The sequence below is a fragment of the Klebsiella sp. C239 genome, assembly GCF_048822715.1.
GTDB classification, from domain to species: Bacteria; Pseudomonadota; Gammaproteobacteria; order Enterobacterales; family Enterobacteriaceae; genus Klebsiella; species Klebsiella quasipneumoniae.
Genome location: NZ_JBMEZK010000010.1, coordinates 84,877 through 106,175 on the forward strand (window position 1 = coordinate 84,877; position 21,299 = coordinate 106,175).

Annotated in this window: 22 protein-coding genes and 3 tRNA genes; 17 read left to right on the forward strand and 8 right to left on the reverse strand. The window is 57.9% G+C overall.

The window, feature by feature from the left end; all coding sequences use genetic code 11:
• Nucleotides 1-81: 81 nt before the first annotated feature.
• Together ACOI6Z_RS22585 and ACOI6Z_RS22590 are read right to left on the reverse strand one after the other, a co-directional pair.
• Nucleotides 82-1,128, reverse strand: coding sequence for a GGDEF domain-containing protein (locus ACOI6Z_RS22585; protein WP_044525300.1), 1,047 nt, complete (start codon nucleotides 1,126-1,128; stop codon nucleotides 82-84).
• A 23-nt stretch (nucleotides 1,129-1,151) separates the two neighbouring features.
• The gene (locus tag ACOI6Z_RS22590) at nucleotides 1,152-1,322 is read right to left on the reverse strand and encodes a hypothetical protein (RefSeq protein WP_072096669.1); all 171 of its coding nucleotides are present in this window, start codon (nucleotides 1,320-1,322) and stop codon (nucleotides 1,152-1,154) included.
• Nucleotides 1,323-1,392: 70 nt separating this feature from the next.
• Between ACOI6Z_RS22590 and ACOI6Z_RS22595 the strand changes: the two genes are divergently transcribed.
• On the forward strand, nucleotides 1,393-1,632 hold the full coding sequence (locus ACOI6Z_RS22595) for a DUF1435 domain-containing protein (RefSeq protein WP_023291884.1): 240 nt from the start codon (nucleotides 1,393-1,395) through the stop codon (nucleotides 1,630-1,632).
• 21 nt (nucleotides 1,633-1,653) lie between these two features.
• Here the strand turns inward: ACOI6Z_RS22595 and ACOI6Z_RS22600 are convergent.
• From ACOI6Z_RS22600 to rsmC, 4 genes are all read right to left on the reverse strand, one after another.
• Nucleotides 1,654-1,740: transfer RNA gene (locus ACOI6Z_RS22600), tRNA-Leu, on the reverse strand.
• Between the two features lie 30 nt (nucleotides 1,741-1,770).
• Nucleotides 1,771-1,857: transfer RNA gene (locus ACOI6Z_RS22605), tRNA-Leu, on the reverse strand.
• A 28-nt stretch (nucleotides 1,858-1,885) separates the two neighbouring features.
• Nucleotides 1,886-1,972: transfer RNA gene (locus ACOI6Z_RS22610), tRNA-Leu, on the reverse strand.
• A 171-nt stretch (nucleotides 1,973-2,143) separates the two neighbouring features.
• Complete coding sequence (gene rsmC, locus ACOI6Z_RS22615; protein ID WP_023291885.1) at nucleotides 2,144-3,172, reverse strand: 16S rRNA (guanine(1207)-N(2))-methyltransferase RsmC; 1,029 nt, start codon at nucleotides 3,170-3,172, stop codon at nucleotides 2,144-2,146.
• Between the two features lie 102 nt (nucleotides 3,173-3,274).
• Here rsmC and ACOI6Z_RS22620 point away from each other — a divergent pair, with 102 nt between their 5' ends.
• From ACOI6Z_RS22620 to deoD, 13 genes are all read left to right on the forward strand, one after another.
• The gene (locus ACOI6Z_RS22620) at nucleotides 3,275-3,688 is read left to right on the forward strand and encodes a DNA polymerase III subunit psi (protein ID WP_004886506.1); all 414 of its coding nucleotides are present in this window, start codon (nucleotides 3,275-3,277) and stop codon (nucleotides 3,686-3,688) included.
• A complete protein-coding gene (gene rimI, locus ACOI6Z_RS22625; protein WP_023291887.1) occupies nucleotides 3,657-4,103 on the forward strand; it encodes a ribosomal protein S18-alanine N-acetyltransferase in 447 nt (148 codons plus the stop codon). Before ACOI6Z_RS22620 ends, rimI begins: the two co-directional genes overlap by 32 nt.
• Nucleotides 4,104-4,117: 14 nt before the next feature.
• Nucleotides 4,118-4,795: a pyrimidine 5'-nucleotidase gene (gene yjjG / locus ACOI6Z_RS22630; RefSeq protein ID WP_023291888.1), complete on the forward strand. Its 678-nt coding sequence runs from the start codon at nucleotides 4,118-4,120 to the stop codon at nucleotides 4,793-4,795.
• A 90-nt stretch (nucleotides 4,796-4,885) separates the two neighbouring features.
• Complete coding sequence (gene prfC, locus ACOI6Z_RS22635; protein ID WP_002887711.1) at nucleotides 4,886-6,475, forward strand: peptide chain release factor 3; 1,590 nt, start codon at nucleotides 4,886-4,888, stop codon at nucleotides 6,473-6,475.
• Nucleotides 6,476-6,694: 219 nt separating this feature from the next.
• On the forward strand, nucleotides 6,695-7,315 hold the full coding sequence (gene osmY, locus ACOI6Z_RS22640) for a molecular chaperone OsmY (protein ID WP_032454796.1): 621 nt from the start codon (nucleotides 6,695-6,697) through the stop codon (nucleotides 7,313-7,315).
• Between the two features lie 129 nt (nucleotides 7,316-7,444).
• A complete protein-coding gene (locus ACOI6Z_RS22645) occupies nucleotides 7,445-7,606 on the forward strand; it encodes a DUF1328 domain-containing protein (RefSeq protein ID WP_002887716.1) in 162 nt (53 codons plus the stop codon).
• 153 nt (nucleotides 7,607-7,759) lie between these two features.
• Entirely contained in the window at nucleotides 7,760-8,833 is a 1,074-nt protein-coding gene (locus ACOI6Z_RS22650; protein WP_023291890.1) for a patatin-like phospholipase family protein, read from the forward strand.
• The gene (locus ACOI6Z_RS22655) at nucleotides 8,830-9,624 is read left to right on the forward strand and encodes a metal-dependent hydrolase (protein ID WP_044525304.1); all 795 of its coding nucleotides are present in this window, start codon (nucleotides 8,830-8,832) and stop codon (nucleotides 9,622-9,624) included. Before ACOI6Z_RS22650 ends, ACOI6Z_RS22655 begins: the two co-directional genes overlap by 4 nt.
• A gap of 129 nt (nucleotides 9,625-9,753) precedes the next feature.
• Nucleotides 9,754-11,031, forward strand: coding sequence for a NupC/NupG family nucleoside CNT transporter (locus tag ACOI6Z_RS22660; RefSeq protein WP_023291892.1), 1,278 nt, complete (start codon nucleotides 9,754-9,756; stop codon nucleotides 11,029-11,031).
• Nucleotides 11,032-11,446: 415 nt separating this feature from the next.
• Nucleotides 11,447-12,226: a deoxyribose-phosphate aldolase gene (gene deoC, locus ACOI6Z_RS22665; RefSeq protein ID WP_004886530.1), complete on the forward strand. Its 780-nt coding sequence runs from the start codon at nucleotides 11,447-11,449 to the stop codon at nucleotides 12,224-12,226.
• Nucleotides 12,227-12,335: 109 nt separating this feature from the next.
• The gene (gene deoA, locus ACOI6Z_RS22670) at nucleotides 12,336-13,658 is read left to right on the forward strand and encodes a thymidine phosphorylase (RefSeq protein ID WP_032429093.1); all 1,323 of its coding nucleotides are present in this window, start codon (nucleotides 12,336-12,338) and stop codon (nucleotides 13,656-13,658) included.
• Between the two features lie 52 nt (nucleotides 13,659-13,710).
• Entirely contained in the window at nucleotides 13,711-14,934 is a 1,224-nt protein-coding gene (deoB, locus tag ACOI6Z_RS22675; RefSeq protein WP_023291895.1) for a phosphopentomutase, read from the forward strand.
• 103 nt (nucleotides 14,935-15,037) lie between these two features.
• Nucleotides 15,038-15,757, forward strand: a complete 720-nt coding sequence (deoD, locus tag ACOI6Z_RS22680; RefSeq protein ID WP_002887789.1) for a purine-nucleoside phosphorylase — start codon at nucleotides 15,038-15,040, stop codon at nucleotides 15,755-15,757.
• A gap of 83 nt (nucleotides 15,758-15,840) precedes the next feature.
• Here the strand turns inward: deoD and lplA are convergent, their stop codons facing one another.
• Nucleotides 15,841-16,857 (reverse strand): lipoate--protein ligase LplA, encoded by a 1,017-nt coding sequence (gene lplA, locus ACOI6Z_RS22685; RefSeq protein WP_032452385.1) that lies wholly within the window; start codon nucleotides 16,855-16,857, stop codon nucleotides 15,841-15,843.
• Entirely contained in the window at nucleotides 16,857-17,504 is a 648-nt protein-coding gene (locus ACOI6Z_RS22690) for a YtjB family periplasmic protein (RefSeq protein WP_023291897.1), read from the reverse strand. The genes lplA and ACOI6Z_RS22690 overlap by 1 nt, the downstream gene beginning before the upstream one ends.
• A 104-nt stretch (nucleotides 17,505-17,608) precedes the next feature.
• Here ACOI6Z_RS22690 and serB point away from each other — a divergent pair, with 104 nt between their 5' ends.
• The 3 genes from serB to nadR are packed head-to-tail and all read left to right on the forward strand — an operon-like array spanning nucleotide 17,609 to nucleotide 21,226.
• Nucleotides 17,609-18,580, forward strand: coding sequence for a phosphoserine phosphatase (serB, locus tag ACOI6Z_RS22695; protein ID WP_065812859.1), 972 nt, complete (start codon nucleotides 17,609-17,611; stop codon nucleotides 18,578-18,580).
• A gap of 9 nt (nucleotides 18,581-18,589) precedes the next feature.
• A complete protein-coding gene (gene radA / locus ACOI6Z_RS22700) occupies nucleotides 18,590-19,972 on the forward strand; it encodes a DNA repair protein RadA (RefSeq protein WP_065812860.1) in 1,383 nt (460 codons plus the stop codon).
• Nucleotides 19,973-19,993: 21 nt separating this feature from the next.
• Nucleotides 19,994-21,226: a multifunctional transcriptional regulator/nicotinamide-nucleotide adenylyltransferase/ribosylnicotinamide kinase NadR gene (gene nadR / locus ACOI6Z_RS22705; RefSeq protein ID WP_004886547.1), complete on the forward strand. Its 1,233-nt coding sequence runs from the start codon at nucleotides 19,994-19,996 to the stop codon at nucleotides 21,224-21,226.
• Nucleotides 21,227-21,299: the final 73 nt, after the last annotated feature.

The following is a 21,299-nucleotide window of genomic DNA, read 5'->3' on the forward strand; positions in this document are numbered from 1 at the left end:
GATAATGATTCCTGATATTAGTTGTTTGCAGGCGGCATGGCAAGAATTTTGTCGGCGCCACGATGCCGCGGCGCGCGCAGGTTAACTGGCCAGAATAATGTTACGGCCTTTATTCTTAGCGTCATAGAGTGCGCCGTCGGCGCGCGCCAGCGCTTGCTCAATATTGTCATCAATAAGCGGCGTCAGGCCAATACTGATGGTCACGTTGGTGGCGACGCTCTCATTAAACATATGCGGGATTTTCAGGTCATAGACCCGCTGCCGAATACGTTCGGCAGCCTGCCAGGCCGTTTCTTCGCTGCTGTTGGTCAGCAGCACCATAAACTCCTCTCCGCCAAAGCGGGCGACAATATCGCGCGAGCGTACGGCGTTGCGAATGGCAGCAGAGACGCGAATGAGCGCCTGGTCGCCCATCATATGACCATAGTGATCGTTATAGGCTTTGAAATGATCGATATCGAGGAGCAGCACGAAGTGGTTGTCGCCGTCCAGCGCCAGCAGGGTATCGAGGCGATTCTGCAGTCCGCGGCGGTTATACAAACCGGTCAGAGGATCCAGCATACTGAGATCGTTGAGGGTGTTGCGTTCCTGCATGAGTTTATCCATTAATCCTTGTGTGAAGGCATCGCTGCGCTTCTGGATAATATTTTGCAGGGTAATACCGGCAATAGGCAGCATAAAACAGTAAGTCATGCGCAACCATTGTTCCCCCTCCGCCATTATCAGGCAGGCAAGGAAAGTCGGTAAAGAGTGGAGGGTAAAGGCAGTGATATTATTGGAAAAAGCGATGGTGCCGATAAACAGAATGCTTAATAGGGCGATCACCAGATAGTTAAAATGCGGCGGTGTCAATAGCATCGCCTTTGTCACTACGTGCCATGCCCATAGCATGCCAAATAACAACGAGATAGCGGGAATATTTATTTTCGATTGCGGCCATTTCCAGTGCCAGAGCAGCAGCAACCCGCTGCAGGCCACGATCAGGGCGCAAGGCAGCGTAAAACGAACTACCGTAAATAGGGGGGTGACCAGCGACAGAGAGGATGAAATGAAATTAAGCAGTAAAAAAAGCCGTAAGGAATATTGATATTTTTGTGCGTAGTGTGCTCGCCAGGTTTGTGCAGTCATATCGGAAGAATCATTATTAGTCGTTAAATTTCAAAATGATGAAAGCCAAAAATGAAGAGTCTGATAACAATGTGCAAAAAAAGGTTATTTGCAAAATAAGAAAAATATTTAATATATATCGATAATCCGCTTAATTTATCACCTTCATGAATGTATGTCATTACCGCGAACGTAAAGAATAAGGCGCAGAGCACATCGCAAATGACAAATGATAAAAATTATCATATGATATTGGTTATCATTATCGTTGTGAGAGGTGAAACCATGCTGCAGCGAGCATTAGGAAGCGGTTGGGGAGTCATTGTTCCCGGCGCGCTGATTGTCGCTCTCGGGTATGCCGGGGTGTCGGCTGACGTATGGCGGACGCTGGTCGCGGTGGGCATGCTGATGTCCGCGGCGATGATATGGCATCGTCAACTGCGCCATTTTATTCTGCTGCCATCGTGCGTTGCACTGGTTGGTGGAATAATGCTGATGCTTGTGGATATCAAACTGAGGGGATAACGCCGGGAGAGGGAAGAATATTGGTGCGAGGGGGGGGACTTGAACCCCCACGTCCGTAAGGACACTAACACCTGAAGCTAGCGCGTCTACCAATTCCGCCACCTTCGCACAGTATTCTTTCTTTAGATATTGCCTCGTTGGTGCGAGGGGGGGGACTTGAACCCCCACGTCCGTAAGGACACTAACACCTGAAGCTAGCGCGTCTACCAATTCCGCCACCTTCGCCCAGTGCGAGCAATATCTTCGTGGATTATGGTGCGAGGGGGGGGACTTGAACCCCCACGTCCGTAAGGACACTAACACCTGAAGCTAGCGCGTCTACCAATTCCGCCACCTTCGCATACCATCGACACTATGAAAGTATCGTTACCACGGAGGCGCATTCTAGTGGTTTTCGGCGACACGTCAATAGTTAATTATGCAGGTTGTATCGATTGCTGCAAAAATGGGCGGATTTGCCCGCAGGAAGCGCCAGCGGTACCAGAAACGGGCCGCCGGCGTGAGAAGGCGACTATTTTTTCGCCTGACGGGTCATGATGGTGCGATAGACCTTAAAACGTCCGGTCTGGGCGATCACCTCATGGAAGCCGAACGTCTCATCCAGCACCTGCGGATACGGCAGGAAGGCGTTGGCGACAATGCGCAGCTCGCCGCCGCTGTTCAGATGGCGAACCGCGCCGCGGATCAGCGCCTGGGCGGCTTCGAGGCTGGTCTGCAGCCCGTCATGGAATGGCGGGTTGGAGATGATCATGTCGAAGCGACCATTGACCTCGGAGAAGACGTTGCTGGCAAACACATCGCCAGCCAGGCCGTTGGCGGCAAGCGTCGCGCGGCTGGCTTCGACCGCAGGGGCGCTGACGTCGCACAGGGTCAGGCGCACTTTCGGCGAATGGCTGGCCAGCGCGGCGGCCAGCACGCCTGCGCCGCAGCCGACGTCCAGCACTTTCCCTTTGGTATGCGGCTCGAGGGTGGAGAGCAGCAGCTGGCTGCCGACGTCCAGCCCGTCGCGGCTAAAGACGCCTGGCAGGGTTTTAATCGTCAGATTATCCAGTGTGTATTCGCCCCAGAAGGCATCGGCGTCGAAGGCGGGCTGCTTTTCCAGTCGGCCATGATAGAGGCCACAGCGGCGGGCGCTATCCACTTTGTTTAATGGCGCGTATTCAGCCAGCATCTGCTCCGCGCTGCGGACGCCGCTGCGGTTTTCACCGACGACGAAAATGTCGCTTCCCACCGGCAGCAGAGAGAGCAGGTTCATCAGCTGGAACTGTGCCTCTGGTTTATTCTTTGGCCAGTAGTAGATCAGGGTGTCGCATTCGGCGACGTCAGCGGCCTCAGCCACTAAGCTAAAACGGACGGTGTCTCCCATCTGGCGGTTGAGGACCTGCCAGTGGTGGAACTGTTGGGTGTGGGCGCGGCTGGCCGCGGTATCCAGACGCGCAGGCAGGTCATCCTGCAGGTCACCGGCAAACAGAACGCGGGCGGACTCGAAATCATCACTGTGGCGCAGCAAGACTTCACTTGCCGGGGTAAAAGCGGACATGAAACACTCCTTCATTAAGACTGGCGCCGATTATAGTAGTTTGTTGGCGCAGATACGACGGATTTGCTATATTGCGCGCTTGTTTAACAGGAGTGTTTCGCTATGACATCCCGACGAGACTGGCAACTACAGCAGCTGGGCATTACCCAGTGGTCGCTGCGCCGACCGGGGGCGTTGCAGGGCGAAATCGCTATCTCGCTTCCTGAACATATTCGTCTGGTGATGGTGGCGGAAACCCCGCCGTCGCTGACAGAGCCGCTGATTGGCGACGTATTGCGCGCGCTGGCCGTGACGCCAGATCAGGTCCTGCAGCTGACCCCGGAGCGGGTGGCGATGCTGCCGCAGGACAGCCGCTGCAACAGCTGGCGGTTGGGCACAGAGGCGTCGCTGCCGCTGGCGGGCGCCCAGGTGTCCACCCCCGCTTTTGATGAACTCCAGACCAGCGCGCCGGCTCGCAGGGCGCTCTGGCAACAAATCTGCGCACATGAACACGATTTCTACCCTCAGCACGGCTGATTTAACCCGAGCCTGGCAAATCGAAACCCGCGCCCACGCTTTCCCGTGGAGCGAACAGACCCTGGCCAGTAACCAGGGGGAACGCTATCGCAACTATCAGCTGTCGGTGGATGGCGAAATGGCGGCGTTCGCCATTACGCAAGTGGTGCTGGATGAGGCGACGTTGTTCAATATCGCGGTCGATCCCGCTTACCAGCGCCGTGGCCTGGGGCGAGCGCTGCTGGAACACGTCATTGACGAAGTCGAAAGGCTCGGCGTCGTCACGCTATGGCTGGAGGTGCGCGCCTCCAACGTTGCCGCTATCGCGCTGTATGAAAGCTTAGGCTTCAATGAGGCGACGATTCGCCGCAACTACTACCCGACGGCCGACGGGCGCGAAGACGCCATTATTATGGCTCTGCCAATCAGTATGTAAGACAAGGTGATACGATGAAATGGGACTGGATTTTCTTTGATGCCGATGAAACGCTGTTTACGTTTGATTCTTTCAGCGGCTTGCAGCGGATGTTTCTCGACTACAGCGTGACCTTTACCGCCGAAGATTTTCAGGACTATCAGGCCGTGAATAAGCCGCTATGGGTGGATTACCAGAACGGCGCCATCACCTCGCTGCAGTTGCAGCACCAGCGCTTTGACAGCTGGGCGGAACGTTTGAATGTGCCGCCGGGGGAACTCAACGACGCGTTTATGAATGCGATGGCGGAAATCTGTGCGCCGCTGCCGGGCGCGGTCTCTCTGCTCAACGCGCTGCAGGGCAAGGTCAAGATGGGCATCATCACCAACGGCTTTACCTCGCTGCAGCAGACTCGTCTTGAGCGGACCGGTTTACGCGATCACTTTGATTTGCTGATTATTTCTGAAGAAGTGGGCGTCGCCAAACCGGACGCGCGCATTTTCGATTACGCGCTGGCGCAGGCGGGTAACCCACCGCGCTCGCGGGTGCTAATGGTCGGCGATACCGCCGAGTCGGATATTCGTGGCGGCGTGAATGCCGGACTGGCGACCTGCTGGCTCAATGCGCATCAGCGCGAGCTGCCGGCGGACCTCGAGCCGGACTGGACGGTGACCTCGTTAAGCGAACTGGAGCAGCTCCTGTGTAAACACTGATTGCCTCCCCCCCGTTGATGGGTAAAATAGCCGCAATTTTTCGTATTCCACATGCGTGGCCCATGGCCGCGTTTACTTAGAAGATTAATTATGACGTTGTCTCCTTATCTGCAAGAGGTGGCCAAACGCCGCACTTTTGCCATTATTTCTCACCCGGATGCCGGTAAGACCACCATCACCGAAAAGGTGCTGCTGTTCGGACAGGCGATTCAGACCGCCGGTACCGTAAAAGGTCGTGGCTCCAGCCAGCACGCGAAATCCGACTGGATGGAAATGGAAAAGCAGCGTGGTATCTCGATCACCACCTCGGTGATGCAGTTCCCCTATCATGACTGTCTGGTGAACCTGCTGGATACCCCGGGGCACGAAGACTTCTCGGAAGATACCTACCGTACCCTGACGGCGGTGGACTGCTGCCTGATGGTGATTGACGCGGCAAAAGGCGTCGAAGATCGGACCCGTAAGCTGATGGAAGTCACCCGTCTGCGCGATACGCCGATCCTCACCTTTATGAACAAACTCGACCGTGATATCCGCGATCCGATGGAGCTGCTGGATGAAGTGGAGAACGAGCTGAAAATCGGCTGCGCGCCGATTACCTGGCCTATCGGCTGCGGTAAGCTGTTCAAGGGCGTCTATCATCTCTACAAAGATGAAACCTACCTGTATCAGACCGGTAAAGGCCATACCATCCAGGAAGTGCGCATCGTGAAGGGGCTCAATAACCCGGATCTCGACGCGGCGGTGGGGGAAGATCTGGCGCAGCAGCTGCGCGACGAGCTGGAGCTGGTGCAGGGCGCGTCGAACGAGTTCGATAAAGATCTGTTCCTGGCCGGGGAAATCACCCCGGTGTTCTTCGGAACCGCGTTAGGTAACTTCGGCGTTGACCATATGCTGGATGGCCTGGTGGAGTGGGCGCCGGCGCCGATGCCGCGTAACACCGACACCCGTGAAGTCACCGCGACGGAAGAGAAGTTCACCGGCTTCGTGTTTAAAATTCAGGCCAATATGGACCCGAAACACCGCGACCGCGTGGCTTTCATGCGCGTGGTGTCAGGTAAATATGAGAAAGGCATGAAGCTGCGTCAGGTGCGCATCGGTAAAGACGTGGTGATCTCCGACGCGCTGACCTTTATGGCCGGCGACCGTTCGCACGTTGAAGAAGCCTATCCTGGGGATATCATCGGCCTTCATAACCACGGCACCATTCAGATTGGCGATACCTTCACCCAGGGCGAGATGATGAAGTTCACCGGTATTCCGAACTTCGCCCCGGAACTGTTCCGTCGTATTCGCCTGAAGGATCCGCTGAAGCAGAAACAGCTGCTGAAAGGGCTGGTTCAGCTCTCTGAAGAGGGCGCGGTGCAGGTCTTCCGTCCGATCGCCAATAACGATCTGATCGTCGGCGCCGTGGGTGTGCTGCAGTTTGACGTCGTCGTGGCGCGCCTGAAAAGCGAATACAACGTGGAAGCGATTTACGAATCGGTCAACGTGGCCACCGCGCGCTGGGTTGAATCCACTGACGTGAAGAAATTCGAAGAGTTCAAACGTAAAAACGAAGTTCAGCTGGCGCTGGATGGCGGCGATAACCTGACCTACATCGCCCCGACGATGGTCAACCTGAACCTGACGCAGGAGCGTTATCCTGACGTGGTGTTCCGCAAAACGCGCGAGCACTAATCCCTGACGAAGCGCGGCGCAGGCCGCGCTTTTTTCTTCTTCCGCCCGCGCTTCCCTCCTTCTGGAAAGTTCTTAAAACGCCGCTAATTCGTCTGTTTTTTATCCATATCCTCCGCAACCCCTTCGCCTGTCTACTATATTTAATTCGTGTTTTTAAAAATGCTGGCGTAATTCACTGCGATAAGACGCCAGCGCTGGTGAAAAAACGAGGACATCACGATGACCAGACTAAAGAATGCCAATATGTTGCTGGCGCTCTTCTTAGGCTTAGCCGCGTTGAACGCCTCGGCAGAGACGGAAAAAACAACGGTAGACAGTGCGAAGTCAGCTGCCAGCAATGCGGGAGAGGCGGTAGACAATTCGATTAATAAAGTCGGCGATTTTATGGACGACAGCACTATTACCGCACGGGTAAAGGCGGCGCTGATCGACCATAAAGATATTAACTCCGGCGATATTTCGGTGAAAACGGAAAACAAAGTGGTCACCCTCAGCGGCGACGTCACCAGTGCTGAACAGAAAAGTCAGGCGCTGAGCGTGGCAAAAGCGGTCGAAGGCGTCTCTCAGGTCAACGACAAGCTGACGGTGAAGCACAAATCGTCGAGTGAGACGGCGACGCTGAAAGGCTATGCCGGGGACACCGCTATTACCAGCGAAGTGAAGGCTAAGCTGCTGGCGGATGACATTGTCCCTTCGCGCAATGTGAAAGTCGAAACTAACGCCGGCGCAGTGCATCTGACCGGTACGGTGGCTTCCGCGGCGCAGGCTGAGCGCGCCGCAGAGATTGCGAAAGCGGTTTCCGGTGTGAAAAGCGTCCGCAACGATCTTAGCGTGAAGTAAATCGAGTTATTAACAAAAGTGTTGTCTGGCCAAGGTTGCCGAACGAATAGCAGCACCCACTGAGCGATGAGCTTTCCAGAAAGGGTGCGCAAACCGCTGTTCACCGTCCATTATGGTAAGGAGAAAAGTATGTTTCGATGGGGAATTATTTTTCTGGTCATTGCATTAATTGCTGCGGCCCTGGGCTTTGGTGGTCTGGCGGGTACTGCCGCTGGCGCCGCGAAAATCGTCTTTGTCGTCGGGATTATCCTGTTCCTGGTGAGCCTGTTTACAGGACGCAGACGTCCGTAGAGGGACAACAATCCGGGCGATGCTGAAGCCTGAGCGTTTTTACTGACACGTCATCTTACACAAAGCCAGTCCTGCGGACTGGCTTTCGCGGTTTAAGCGATGGGCAAATTGCGTTACCTTGTCAGGAGAAGACTAATCGAACAGGAAAGCAGGGTGGGGCAACGCATTCCCGTTACGCTGGGCAATATCGCCCCGCTGGCGGTTAAACCCTTCCGACCAGGCAAGCTGGCGCTGGTGTGTGAAGGTGGGGGACAGCGAGGGATTTTCACCGCCGGGGTTCTGGACGAATTCATGCGCGCCGGATTTAACCCCTTTGACCTGATGCTGGGGACCTCCGCGGGGGCGCAAAACCTCTCCGCTTACATGTGTAATCAGCAAGGCTATGCCCGCAAAGTCATCACACGCTACACCACCTCACGCCAGTTTTTCGATCCGATGCGCTTTGTGCGCGGCGGCAACCTTATCGATCTCGACTGGCTGGTGGAGGCCACCTCGCAGCAGATGCCGCTGGCCATGAACTATGCCGAAACGCAGTTCGCGCTGGGCAAAGAGCTGTGGATGTGCGCCTGTCGCGGCGACGATTACTCCGCCAGCTATTTTTCACCGACGCCGCAAACCTGGCTGGATCTGATCCGCGCCTCCAGCGCCATCCCCGGGTTTTACCGCAGCGGCGTGTTACTTGACGGCGTTAGCTACCTTGACGGCGGCGTCAGCGATGCGATCCCGGTACAGGAGGCGGCCCGCCGCGGCGCTCAGACCATCGTGGTGATCCGCACTGTCCCTTCGCAGATGTTTTACACCCCGGAGTGGTTTAAGCGGATGGAGCGCTGGCTGGGGGAGAGCAGCCTGCAGCCGCTGGTCAATCTGGTGCATCATCACGAAACCACCTATCGCGCCATCCAGCAGTTCATCGAAAAACCGCCCGGCAAACTGCGGATCTTCGAAATCTATCCCCAGCGGCCGCTGCGCAGCATGGCGCTTGGCAGCCGACTGCCGGCGCTGCTGGAGGACTACAAAACCGGACGCCAGTGCGGCCGTTATTTCCTGGCCACCGTGGGTAAACTGCTGGCCGACCGGCCGCCGCTGTTGCGCCACGCACCGCGTATCGCCCGGCCTGCGCCGGTGGTGGTGCCGCCGGTGCCGGTGGCCAATGAAGCGCCGCAGGCGACCATCATCGCTGCGCCGCAGGCCAATGACGCAAGCTTTAATCATGAGGATCTGGCGTGACGCACCGTTTTATCGATACCCACTGCCATTTCGATTTTCCCCCCTTCGCGGAAGATGAGGTCGCCAGCCTGGCGCGTGCGGCGCAGGCCGGCGTCGGGCGAATTATCGTTCCGGCCATCTCCGCTGAGCGTTTTAGCCGCGTGCTGGCGCTGGCGGCGCAGCACGAGGCGCTGTATGCCGCGCTGGGCCTGCATCCGATTGTCATCGAGCAGCACACCGATGAGGGGCTGGCGCAACTGGAGGCGTCGCTGGCGCAGCGCCCGCCAAAACTGGTGGCGGTGGGGGAGATTGGTCTCGATCTCTATCGCGACGAGCCGCAGTTCGATCGTCAGCAGGCGCTGCTGGAAGCGCAGCTGTGTCTGGCGAAGCGTTACGATCTGCCGGTGATCCTCCACTCCCGACGCACCCACGATAAGCTGGCGATGCTGCTGAAAAAACATGCCCTGCCGCGTACCGGGGTGGTACATGGCTTCGCCGGCAGCCTGCAGCAGGCCGAGCGTTTCGTGCAGCTTGGCTATAAGATCGGCGTTGGCGGCACCATTACCTATCCCCGCGCCAGCAAAACCCGCGAGGTGATGGCGCGTCTGCCGCTTTCAGCCCTGCTGCTGGAGACCGATGCCCCGGATATGCCGCTCAATGGCTTCCAGGGCCAGCCCAATCGCCCGGAGCAAGCTGCGCGGGTATTTGACGCCCTGTGCGAACTCCGGTCGGAGCCGCCGGCAGCCATAGCCGAAGGGATAATGCGCAACACGCTTGCCTTGTTTTCCCTGCCCTCAGCCACTGTATGGTGATCGAATTCTCATAATTGTTCATCCATATCATTGATTTGCGTAAAATGTGTGATGCCTGGCAGGCAGGATAGTTTCATGCCGATATAATCACGCCGTTAGTGCTGGACTATCAAAACACAGGGAATCTGTATGCAAATCCTCATGGGACTTATCGGCATGGTGGCGCTTTTGGCCATTGCTGTGCTGCTCTCCAATAATCGAAAAGCCATTAACCTGCGTACTGTGCTCGGCGCCTGGATAATCCAGGTGGGTATCGGCGCGTTGATATTGTATGTACCGGCCGGGCGCTCGGCGCTGTTAGCGATGTCGAACGGCGTCGCCCGCGTAATTGCCTATGGCAATGAAGGGATCGGTTTCATCTTCGGCGGGCTGGTCTCCGATAAAATGTTCGAGGTGTTTGGCGGCGGCGGCTTTGTCTTTGCCCTGCGCGTGCTGCCGGTGATCGTCTTCTTCTCGTCGCTGATTGCCGTGCTTTACTACCTGGGCATTATGCAGCTGGTCATTCGCATTCTCGGCGGCGCGCTGCGGGCGGTACTGAAGACCTCGCGTACCGAATCGCTGTCGGCCACGGCGAACATCTTCGTTGGTCAGACCGAAGCGCCGCTGGTGGTGCGTCCTTATATCGCCACTATGACCCGCTCGGAGCTGTTTGCGGTCATGTGCGGCGGCCTGGCCTCGGTGGCAGGTTCCGTGCTGGCGGGCTATGCGCAGATGGGCGTTCCGCTGGAGTACCTGATTGCCGCGTCGTTTATGGCGGCGCCGGGTGGATTGCTGTTTGCCAAAATTATCGTACCGGAAACGGAAACGCCGGACGATAACCCGGCTCATGACCGCCAGAGCGCTGACGCGGATAAACCGGCCAACGTGCTGGACGCCGCCGCCTCCGGCGCCGCGTCTGGTATGCAGCTGGCGCTCAACGTCGGCGCGATGCTGCTGGCGTTTATCGCGCTGATCGCCCTGCTGAACGGCATTCTGTCCGGCGTCGGCGGCTGGTTTAACCATCCGGAGCTGTCGCTGCAGATGATCCTCGGCTGGGTCTTCTCACCGCTGGCGTGGGTGATCGGCGTGCCGTGGCACGAAGCGACGGTAGCGGGGTCGTTTATCGGCCAGAAGCTGATCATTAACGAGTTCGTGGCCTATATGAACTTTGGCGAGTATCTGAAGGCGGACGCCGAGGTGGCGGCGGCCGGGCTGCAGGTTATTTCAGATCACACTAAAGCCATTATCTCTTTCGCGCTGTGCGGATTCGCTAACCTGTCATCGATCGCCATCCTGATCGGCGGCCTCGGGGGGATGGCGCCCAACCGGCGTCAGGATATCGCCCAGCTTGGGCTGCGTGCGGTGGCGGCGGGGACGCTGTCTAACCTGATGAGCGCCACCATCGCCGGGGTTTTCCTCGCCCTCTAAGCCAGTTCCCTCAACCAGCGGCCGCCGCGTCGCTGGTTTTATTGAGTTTGTGAAAATTCCATCATTTCTGACTTTCAGAAAAATAGCTTATATTTCAAAATATAATAATTGTATCACCGGCTGGGTGGGCAAAATGTGCGCCACGGTGTCGAGAGTCTCTGTCATTGTGTGTTAGAATTATCACATCCTCATTGGGTGCGGAGTTTCGATTATGCTTAAGAGGGGCGTGAGGATAATTGCCGCGGTATGCGCTGATATTTTGTGATTAAAGTCACATTACAGTAATGCAAATTAGTAAGTAGTTTTCATTAACTGTGATGAATGTCGAAGTGTAGCGGCGAGTGAATGTTACAATAGTAACAGACTCGCAAGGTGAACAAACTATTGAACCGGCACTGCGCCGGCGGAGTATGAAATGACTGATTTAAAAGCAAGCAGCCTGCGCGCGTTAAAACTGATGGACCTGACCACCCTGAACGACGACGACACCAATGAGAAGGTGATTGCCCTGTGTCATCAGGCGAAAACCCCGGTGGGTAACACCGCGGCGGTCTGCATCTATCCGCGCTTCATCCCGATTGCCCGTAAAACGCTGAACGAGCAGGGAACGCCGGATATCCGCATCGCTACGGTCACCAACTTCCCGCACGGTAATGACGATATCGACATTGCGCTGGCGGAAACCCGCGCGGCGATCGCTTACGGCGCCGATGAAGTGGACGTGGTGTTCCCGTACCGCGCGCTGATTGCCGGTAACGAGCAGGTCGGCTTCGAGCTGGTGAAAGCCTGTAAAGAGGCCTGCGCGGCGGCCAACGTGCTGCTGAAAGTGATCATCGAAACCGGTGAGCTGAAAGAAGAAGCGCTGATCCGTAAAGCGTCTGAAATCTCTATCAAAGCCGGGGCCGATTTCATCAAAACCTCGACCGGTAAAGTGCCGGTGAATGCCACGCCGGAAAGCGCGCGCATCATGATGGAAGTCATCCGCGATATGGGCGTTGAGAAAACCGTTGGCTTCAAACCGGCGGGCGGCGTGCGCAGCGCGGAAGATGCGCAGCAGTTCCTGGCGATCGCCGATGAGCTGTTTGGCGCCGACTGGGCCGATGCCCGTCACTACCGCTTTGGTGCCTCCAGCCTGCTGGCCAGCCTGTTGAAAGCTCTGGGTCACGGCGACGGCAAGAGCGCCAGCAGCTACTGATTGTCAGACATTGCCGGATGACGCTTCGCTTATCCGGCCTACAGGATCGTAGGGCGGGTAAGCTTAGCGCCACCCGCCACCATTCACCCGATTCCTCATGGGGGTTACCGTGTTTCTCGCACAAGAAATTATTCGTAAAAAACGTGATGGTCAGGCATTAAGCGATGAAGAGATCCGCTTTTTCATCAACGGCATCCGCGACAATACTATCTCAGAAGGGCAGATCGCCGCGCTGGCGATGACCATCTTCTTCCACGATATGTCTATGCCGGAGCGCGTTTCGCTGACCATGGCGATGCGGGATTCCGGTACCGTTCTGGACTGGAAAAGCCTCAACCTTAACGGCCCGATCGTCGATAAACACTCCACCGGCGGCGTCGGGGATGTCACTTCGCTGATGCTGGGACCGATGGTGGCCGCCTGCGGCGGGTATGTGCCGATGATTTCCGGCCGCGGACTCGGCCATACCGGCGGTACCCTGGATAAACTGGAAGCGATCCCGGGCTTCGATATCTTCCCGGACGACAACCGCTTCCGCGAGATTATTAAAGATGTCGGCGTGGCGATTATCGGGCAGACCAGCTCCCTCGCTCCGGCGGACAAACGTTTCTATGCCACCCGCGATATTACCGCGACGGTGGACTCCATCCCGCTGATCACCGCCTCGATCCTTGCCAAGAAGCTGGCGGAAGGGCTGGATGCGCTGGTGATGGACGTCAAAGTCGGCAGCGGCGCGTTTATGCCGACTTATGAACTTTCCGCCGCGCTGGCGGAAGCGATCGTCGGGGTCGCCAACGGCGCCGGCGTGCGCACCACCGCGCTGCTGACCGATATGAACCAGGTGCTGGCCTCCAGCGCCGGGAACGCCGTTGAAGTTCGCGAAGCGGTCCAGTTCCTGACCGGCGAATACCGCAACCCGCGTCTGTTCGACGTGACGATGGCGCTGTGTGTAGAGATGCTGATTTCCGGCAAGCTGGCGGCGGACGATGCCGACGCGCGCGCGAAGCTGCAGGCGGTACTGGATAACGGTAAAGCGGCGGAAGTCTTTGGCCGTATGGTCGCGGCGCAGAAAGGACCGAGCGACTTTGTCGAGAATTATGATCATTATCTGCCGACGGCGATGCTGAGCAAAGCAGTCTATGCTGATACCGAAGGTTTTGTCAGCGCGATGGATACACGCGCGCTGGGTATGGCAGTGGTTTCTATGGGCGGCGGCCGCCGTCAGGCATCAGACACCATTGACTATAGCGTTGGCTTTACCGAGATGGCGCGTCTGGGTGACCGCGTGGACGGACAGCGTCCGCTGGCGGTGATCCATGCCAAAGACGAGAACAGCTGGCAGGAGGCCGCGAAAGCGGTCAAAGCGGCCATTAAACTGGACGATAAAGCTCCGGAAATTACACCGACAGTCTATCGCCGTATCACCGAATAGCGATATACTGATCTGATCGCTTTTTTGCAGCGCAAGATGTATGGAGAACAAGATGAAACGTGCATTTATCATGGTGCTGGACTCCTTTGGGATTGGCGCAACGGAAGACGCAGACCGCTTTGGCGACGTCGGCGCCGATACCCTGGGCCACATTGCGGAAGCCTGCGCCAAAGGCGAGGCTGACCACGGCCGCAAAGGCCCGCTGAATTTACCGAACCTGACCCGTCTGGGGCTGGTGAAAGCGCATGAAGGCTCTACCGGTAAAATTGCCGCCGGAATGGATGGCAATGCCGAAGTGATTGGCGCCTGGGCCTGGGCGCATGAACTCTCTTCTGGTAAAGATACGCCGTCCGGCCACTGGGAAATCGCCGGCGTGCCGGTGCTGTTTGACTGGGGCTACTTCAGCGATCATGAAAACAGCTTCCCGCAGGAGCTGCTGGATAAGCTGGTGAAACGCGCCAACCTGCCGGGCTACCTCGGCAACTGCCACTCTTCCGGGACGGTGATCCTCGATCAGCTCGGCGAAGAGCATATGAAAACCGGGAAACCGATTTTCTATACCTCCGCTGACTCCGTGTTCCAGATCGCCTGTCACGAAGAGACCTTTGGCCTCGACAAGCTGTATGAGCTGTGCGAAATCGCCCGTGAAGAGCTGACCGAAGGCGGCTACAACATTGGCCGCGTCATCGCTCGTCCGTTTATCGGCGATAAAGCCGGTAACTTCCAGCGTACCGGCAACCGTCACGATCTGGCGGTCGAACCGCCGGCGCCGACCGTGCTGCAGAAGCTGGTTGACGAGAAGAACGGCCACGTGGTGTCTGTCGGTAAGATAGCGGACATCTACGCAAACTGCGGCATCACCAAAAAAGTGAAAGCCACCGGGCTGGACGCGCTGTTCGACGCGACCATCAAAGAGATGAAGGAAGCCGGCGACGAGACTATCGTCTTCACCAACTTCGTCGACTTTGACTCCTCCTGGGGCCACCGTCGCGATGTCGCCGGCTACGCGGCGGGTCTGGAACTGTTCGACCGCCGTCTGCCGGAGCTGATGGAGCTGGTAGGGGAAGACGACATCCTGATCCTCACCGCCGACCACGGCTGCGACCCGACCTGGACCGGTACCGACCACACCCGCGAGCATATTCCGGTGCTGGTGTACGGCCCGAAAGTGAAACCAGGATCGTTAGGCCACCGCGAAACTTTCGCGGACATCGGCCAGACGCTGGCGACATACTTTGGTACCTCGCCAATGGCCTACGGTAAAAATATGCTGTGATGCAATTGCCCGGAGGCGCTCAACGATCCGGGCCTACGGTTTTGTCGGCCGGGTCAGGCGTAGCCGCCGCCCGGCAAAAACAACAATGTAAAAGGAACTGAAGATGGCAACTCCTCACATTAACGCAGAAATGGGCGATTTCGCTGACGTAGTCTTGATGCCGGGCGACCCGCTGCGCGCCAAGCACATTGCAGAAACCTTTCTCGAAGACGTGCGTGAAGTGAACAACGTGCGCGGCATGCTGGGCTTCACCGGCACTTATAAAGGCCGCAAAATCTCCGTCATGGGCCACGGGATGGGTATTCCGTCCTGCTCTATCTACACCAAAGAGCTGATCACCGATTTCGGCGTCAAGAAAATCATCCGCGTCGGCTCCTGCGGCGCGGTGCGCGAAGACGTCAAACTGCGCGACGTGGTGATCGGTATGGGCGCCTGCACCGACTCCAAAGTGAACCGTCTGCGTTTTAAAGACCACGACTTCGCGGCGATTGCCGATTTCGGCATGGTGCGTAACGCGGTAGACGCGGCGAAAGCGCTGGGCGTTGACGCGCGCGTCGGCAACATCTTCTCTGCAGACCTGTTCTATACCCCGGACCCGTCCATGTTCGACGTGATGGAAAAATACGGCATCCTGGGCGTGGAAATGGAAGCTGCGGGTATCTACGGCGTGGCGGCGGAATTCGGGGCGAAAGCGCTGACCATCTGCACCGTGTCTGACCATATTCGTACCCACGAGCAGACCACTGCCGCGGAGCGTCAGACCACGTTCAACGACATGATTAAAATCGCGCTGGAATCCGTGCTGCTGGGCGATAAAGAGTAAACGCTGTTGTGCCGGGCGGCGGCTTCGCCTGACCCGGCCTGCGGTTTTCCAGGCCCGCTAAGCGCTACGCCAGCGGGCTTTTTTTAGCGTACCGCGCCGGCAATCCACACCGACAGCGCTTTGAGTTCCGCTTCCTGCTCCGGGAAGTCCTCCATCAGCGCCTCACACTGCTGCTGCAAAACCTCAGCCCGATACTGACAGCCGATTAAGCGTTCCGCCAGCGCCTCCAGCGGCGCCGGATTCAGGCTATCGGTAAAGGCCTGCGCGCGGGTGATATGGCCCTTCTCAACGTCAAAATGCAGCTCGACGCCGCCCCAGGGGAAGCGCTCGTCCAGCAGGTGGGAAAAGGCAGGCGCCTGGCCGAAGTTCCACTCCCAGCTGCTCTGGCGAGCGAAAGTGTCGGCAAAGTTCGGCAGGTCCGGCGTGTTGTCCGGGGAGATCACCTCGGCGTCTACCCGTTCGCCGTAATGGCTGAAGAACGCCTCCTGGATCGCCTCGCAAACTTGCTGATGGGTAATGCCCGGCAGCAGCTCAACCAGGTTCGCCACCCGCCCGCGCACCGAGGTAATGCCTTTAGCCTGCAGCTTTTTCTGGTCCGGGTTGAGGTAGTTGGCGAGACGGCTTAGATCGGCGTTGAGCAGCAGGGTGCCGTGGTGAAAACCGCGGTCCATGGTTTCACGATAGGCGGAGCCGGAGACTTTGCGGTCGCCGCTGTCGGTTTTGACCACCAGATCGTTGCGCCCGGAGGCGTCGGCGGTTACGCCAAGTGAATTGAGCGCCGCCAGCACAATAGCGGTGGAGACAGTTTTGTCGTACTCCGGTTTGCCTGCCATAAAGGTAAAGCAGGTATTGCCGAGGTCGTGGAATACCGCGCCGCCGCCGCTGCTGCGACGGGCCAGCCGCACATGATCTTCCTCCATGCGGCGGGTATTACACTCCTTCCACGGGTTCTGCGCGCGGCCGATGACCACGGTATCGGCATTGCGCCACAGGAACAGCACCCGCTGGGTGGCGGGCATCTGGCGGAAAATGCACTCCTCGACCGCCAGGTTGAACCACGGGTCGTAAGAGTCAGAAAGCAGGAGGCGCAGTGTGGACATTATAGATTTCCTTTCTTTTCATCGTCTTCATCCTCAACCGGCTTGTTGGCGGTGAGCAGGAAGGGCGATTGCTGCCAGCGGGTGCGTTTGCCCTGCAGCAGCGTGCGGGTCAGTACCACGCCGATGGCCAGGGACAGCAACAGCATCAGGCGTAAGATATTGGTGGTATTATCCACCTGCTTCGCCTCGGTCGCCAGCGTATGGGTATCGAGGGTCAGACGCAGGTAGCCCAACGGACCGTTTTTTCCCGGCACCGGCTCGACAATCTGCTGGTTGAAGTAGCCGCCGGCTTTCTTACCATCCAGCGCCAGCCGGTCGCGAACCTCGACGCTTTCGCCAGAGCGCGCCACCAGGTCGCCCTGGTCGTCATATACCCCGGCGTCCAGTACGCGGCTGTTGTGGGTGAGCTGCGTCAACAGCTGATTGATGCGCTTTTCGTCCGGCGTCTCGCTGCGCATCAGCGGCGCAAGATTCAGCACCACCTGCTGCGCCAGCGTGCGGGCCAGCTCTTCCAGCTGCGGATTGCGTTGTTTCTGACTGTTCTGACTGAACCACGAGGCGCCCTGCATCAGCGCGACGAGCAGGGCGAGACAGATAAGGACAATGACCGCACGATGCAGCCGGAATTTCAGTTTTGCGCGAACCATATTCCACCTTTGAAAATTTGCAGCTTAATGTTGCCAGAAGCGCTGGTTACAAGGTAGCCTCATGCGTTATTTTCCTCGCCTGAATGAAGAGATGTGGAGCCGTAATGCCTAACAGTTTGACCTGGTGCGACCTGCCTGAAGACGTTTCCCTGTGGCCTGGGTTGCCGCTTTCCCTGAGCGGTGACGAGGTCATGCCGCTGGATTATCACGCCGGGCGCAGCGGCTGGCTGCTGTACGGGCGTGGGCTGGATAAACGCCGTCTGACGGACTGGCAGCGTGAGCTGGGCGCCGCGTTAGTGATCGTCGCCTCCTGGGTGGTCGAGGATTACCAGGTGATCCGCCTGGCCGGTTCGCTGACCCCCCGTGCGACGCGACTGGCACATGAGGCGGGGCTGGACGTCGCGCCATTGGGTAAAATCCCTCATCTGCGCACCCCGGGACTGCTGGTGATGGATATGGACTCCACGGCGATCCAGATCGAATGCATCGATGAGATCGCGAAACTGGCCGGCACCGGCGAGCTGGTGTCGGAAGTGACCGAGCGGGCGATGCGCGGGGAGCTGGACTTCACCGCCAGCCTGCGCCAGCGCGTGGCGACGCTGAAAGACGCTGATGCCAGCATTCTGCTGCAGGTTCGCGACGCGCTGCCGCTGATGCCGGGCCTGGCGCAGCTGGTGCTCAAGCTGGAAACGCTGGGCTGGAAGGTGGCGATCGCCTCCGGCGGCTTCACCTTCTTCGCCGAGTACCTGCGCGACAAGCTACATCTCGACGCGGTGTTCGCCAATGAACTGGAGATCCGCGACGGCAAGCTCACCGGCAACGTGCTCGGCGATATCGTCGATGCGAAATATAAAGCCAATACGTTGCGCAAGCTGGCGGAAAAGTATGAGATCCCAACGGCGCAAACTGTGGCTATCGGTGATGGCGCCAACGACCTGCCGATGATTAAGGCGGCAGGCCTCGGCATCGCCTATCACGCGAAGCCTAAAGTGAATGAACAGGCGGAAGTGACTATCCGCCACGCTGACCTGATGGGGGTATTCTGTATTCTCTCGGGCAGCATGAACCAAAAGTAAGAGGTAAACGTGGCGAAAGCTCCAAAACGCGCATTTGTCTGTAATGAATGTGGTGCGGATTATCCGCGCTGGCAGGGGCAGTGCAGCGCCTGCCATGCCTGGAACACCATCACCGAGATGCGCATCGCCGCGTCGCCGCAGGTGGCGAGAAACGAGCGTCTTTCAGGCTATGCCGGTAACGCCGGCGTGTCGAAGGTGCAGAAGCTGTCAGATATCAGCCTGGAGGCGCTGCCGCGTTTCTCCACCGGCTTTAAAGAGTTTGACCGCGTGCTGGGCGGTGGCGTAGTGCCGGGCAGCGCGATCCTGATTGGCGGCAACCCCGGCGCCGGGAAATCGACGCTGCTGCTGCAAACCCTCTGCAAACTTGCGGAGGGGATGAAAACCCTGTACGTCACCGGGGAGGAGTCCCTTCAGCAGGTGGCGATGCGCGCCCATCGCCTTGGGCTGCCGACGGCGAACCTGAACATGCTGTCGGAAACCAGCATTGAGCAGATTTGTCAGATTGCCGAGGAAGAAAAACCGCAGCTGATGGTGATCGACTCTATCCAGGTGATGCATATGGCCGACGTTCAGTCGTCGCCGGGCAGCGTCGCCCAGGTACGTGAAACGGCGGCCTATCTGACGCGCTTTGCCAAAACACGCGGCGTGGCGATCGTCATGGTCGGCCACGTCACCAAAGACGGTTCGCTGGCCGGCCCGAAGGTGCTGGAGCACTGTATTGACTGCTCGGTGCTGCTGGACGGCGATGCCGACTCCCGCTTCCGCACTCTGCGCAGCCACAAAAACCGCTTTGGCGCGGTGAACGAGCTGGGCGTCTTCGCCATGACCGAGCAGGGGCTGCGCGAAGTGAGCAACCCATCCGCTATCTTCCTCAGCCGGGGCGATGAAATCACCTCCGGCAGCTCGGTGATGGTGGTCTGGGAAGGGACCCGCCCGCTGCTGGTGGAGATCCAGGCGCTGGTGGATCACTCGATGATGTCCAACCCGCGCCGCGTGGCGGTGGGGCTGGAACAGAACCGTCTGGCGATCCTGCTGGCGGTGCTGCATCGCCACGGCGGCCTGCAGATGGCCGATCAGGACGTTTTCGTCAACGTGGTCGGTGGGGTGAAGGTCACGGAAACCAGCGCCGATCTGGCGCTGCTGCTGGCGATGGTCTCCAGCTTGCGCGATCGCCCGCTGCCGCAGGACCTGGTGGTCTTTGGCGAAGTGGGGTTGGCTGGCGAAATTCGCCCGGTGCCGAGCGGACAGGAGCGTATCTCCGAAGCGGCGAAGCATGGCTTCCGCCGCGCCATCGTCCCGGCGGCCAATGTGCCGAAAAAAGTGCCGGAAGGCATGCAAATCTTTGGTGTGAAAAAGCTTTCAGACGCGCTAAGCGTTTTTGACGACTTATAATAAGTTAAAAGGAGATTAGCGATGTCGTCATTTGACTATTTAAAAAGCGCCATAAAGCAGAAAGGCTGTACCCTGCAGCAGGTGGCGGAAGCCAGCGGGATGACCAAAGGGTATCTCAGCCAACTGTTGAATGCCAAAATCAAAAGCCCGAGCGCGCAGAAGCTAGAAGCGCTGCATCGTTTCCTCGGGCTGGAGTTTCCCCGCCGACAGAAAAGCGTCGGCGTGGTGTTTGGTAAATTTTACCCGCTGCATACCGGGCACATCTATTTGATTCAACGCGCCTGTAGCCAGGTCGATGAGCTGCATATCATCATGGGCTATGACGACACACGCGACCGCGAGCTGTTTGAAGAGAGCGCCATGTCGCAGCAGCCGACGGTGCCTGACCGCCTGCGCTGGCTGCTACAAACTTTTAAATATCAGAAGAATATTCGCATCCACGCCTTCAATGAAGAGGGGATGGAACCCTATCCGCACGGCTGGGATGTGTGGAGTCATGGTATCCGCGCTTTTATGAGCGAAAAAGGGATCGAGCCGAACCGGATCTATACCTCGGAAGAGGCCGATGCGCCGCAGTACCTTGAGCATCTGGGGATCGAGACGGTGCTTATCGATCCTAAGCGGACCTTTATGAATATTAGCGGCGGCCAGATCCGCGAGAACCCGTTCCGTTACTGGGAATATATTCCGACGGAAGTGAAACCGTTCTTTGTGCGGACGGTGGCGATCCTCGGCGGCGAGTCGAGCGGGAAATCAACGCTGGTCAATAAGCTCGCCAATATCTTCAATACCACCAGCGCCTGGGAATATGGCCGGGATTATGTCTTTTCGCATCTCGGCGGCGATGAGATGGCGCTCCAGTATTCGGATTACGATAAAATAGCCCTCGGGCATGCCCAGTATATTGATTTCGCAGTGAAATATGCCAACAAGGTGGCGTTTATCGATACCGACTTCGTCAGCACTCAGGCGTTCTGCCTGAAGTACGAGGGGCGAGAGCACCCGTTCGTGCAGGCGCTGATTGATGAATACCGCTTCGATCTGGTGATCCTGCTGGAGAACAATACCCCGTGGGTGGCCGATGGGTTACGCAGCCTTGGGAGTTCGGTGGATCGTAAAGAGTTTCAGTCGCTGCTGGTGTCGCTGCTGAAAGAGAATGAGATCGAGTTCGTCCATGTTAAGGAGTCGGACTACGATACGCGCTTCCTGCGCTGCGTCGAGCTGGTGAAGCAGCTGATGGGGGAGCAGGGGTAGATCCTCTGCGGGCTGATGCCCTCACCCCGGCCCTCTCCCGGTGGGAGAGGGAGCAAACATTAAAAAAGGCAAC

What these genes read in the sequence shown, in the direction of transcription:
- lplA (WP_032452385.1), bottom strand. Translation starts at nt 16,857, where the DNA reads ATGTCCACACTGCGCCTCCTGCTTTCTGACTCTTACGACCCGTGGTTC.
- rsmC (WP_023291885.1), bottom strand. Translation starts at nt 3,172, where the DNA reads ATGTCCGCTTTTACCCCGGCAAGTGAAGTCTTGCTGCGCCACAGTGAT.
- deoB (WP_023291895.1), top strand. Translation starts at nt 13,711, where the DNA reads ATGAAACGTGCATTTATCATGGTGCTGGACTCCTTTGGGATTGGCGCA.
- deoC (WP_004886530.1), top strand. Translation starts at nt 11,447, where the DNA reads ATGACTGATTTAAAAGCAAGCAGCCTGCGCGCGTTAAAACTGATGGAC.
- nadR (WP_004886547.1), top strand. Translation starts at nt 19,994, where the DNA reads ATGTCGTCATTTGACTATTTAAAAAGCGCCATAAAGCAGAAAGGCTGT.
- serB (WP_065812859.1), top strand. Translation starts at nt 17,609, where the DNA reads ATGCCTAACAGTTTGACCTGGTGCGACCTGCCTGAAGACGTTTCCCTG.
- deoD (WP_002887789.1), top strand. Translation starts at nt 15,038, where the DNA reads ATGGCAACTCCTCACATTAACGCAGAAATGGGCGATTTCGCTGACGTA.
- osmY (WP_032454796.1), top strand. Translation starts at nt 6,695, where the DNA reads ATGACCAGACTAAAGAATGCCAATATGTTGCTGGCGCTCTTCTTAGGC.
- ACOI6Z_RS22595 (WP_023291884.1), top strand. Translation starts at nt 1,393, where the DNA reads ATGCTGCAGCGAGCATTAGGAAGCGGTTGGGGAGTCATTGTTCCCGGC.
- yjjG (WP_023291888.1), top strand. Translation starts at nt 4,118, where the DNA reads ATGAAATGGGACTGGATTTTCTTTGATGCCGATGAAACGCTGTTTACG.
- ACOI6Z_RS22660 (WP_023291892.1), top strand. Translation starts at nt 9,754, where the DNA reads ATGCAAATCCTCATGGGACTTATCGGCATGGTGGCGCTTTTGGCCATT.
- ACOI6Z_RS22585 (WP_044525300.1), bottom strand. Translation starts at nt 1,128, where the DNA reads ATGACTGCACAAACCTGGCGAGCACACTACGCACAAAAATATCAATAT.
- rimI (WP_023291887.1), top strand. Translation starts at nt 3,657, where the DNA reads ATGAACACGATTTCTACCCTCAGCACGGCTGATTTAACCCGAGCCTGG.
- prfC (WP_002887711.1), top strand. Translation starts at nt 4,886, where the DNA reads ATGACGTTGTCTCCTTATCTGCAAGAGGTGGCCAAACGCCGCACTTTT.
- ACOI6Z_RS22620 (WP_004886506.1), top strand. Translation starts at nt 3,275, where the DNA reads ATGACATCCCGACGAGACTGGCAACTACAGCAGCTGGGCATTACCCAG.
- ACOI6Z_RS22690 (WP_023291897.1), bottom strand. Translation starts at nt 17,504, where the DNA reads ATGGTTCGCGCAAAACTGAAATTCCGGCTGCATCGTGCGGTCATTGTC.
- ACOI6Z_RS22645 (WP_002887716.1), top strand. Translation starts at nt 7,445, where the DNA reads ATGTTTCGATGGGGAATTATTTTTCTGGTCATTGCATTAATTGCTGCG.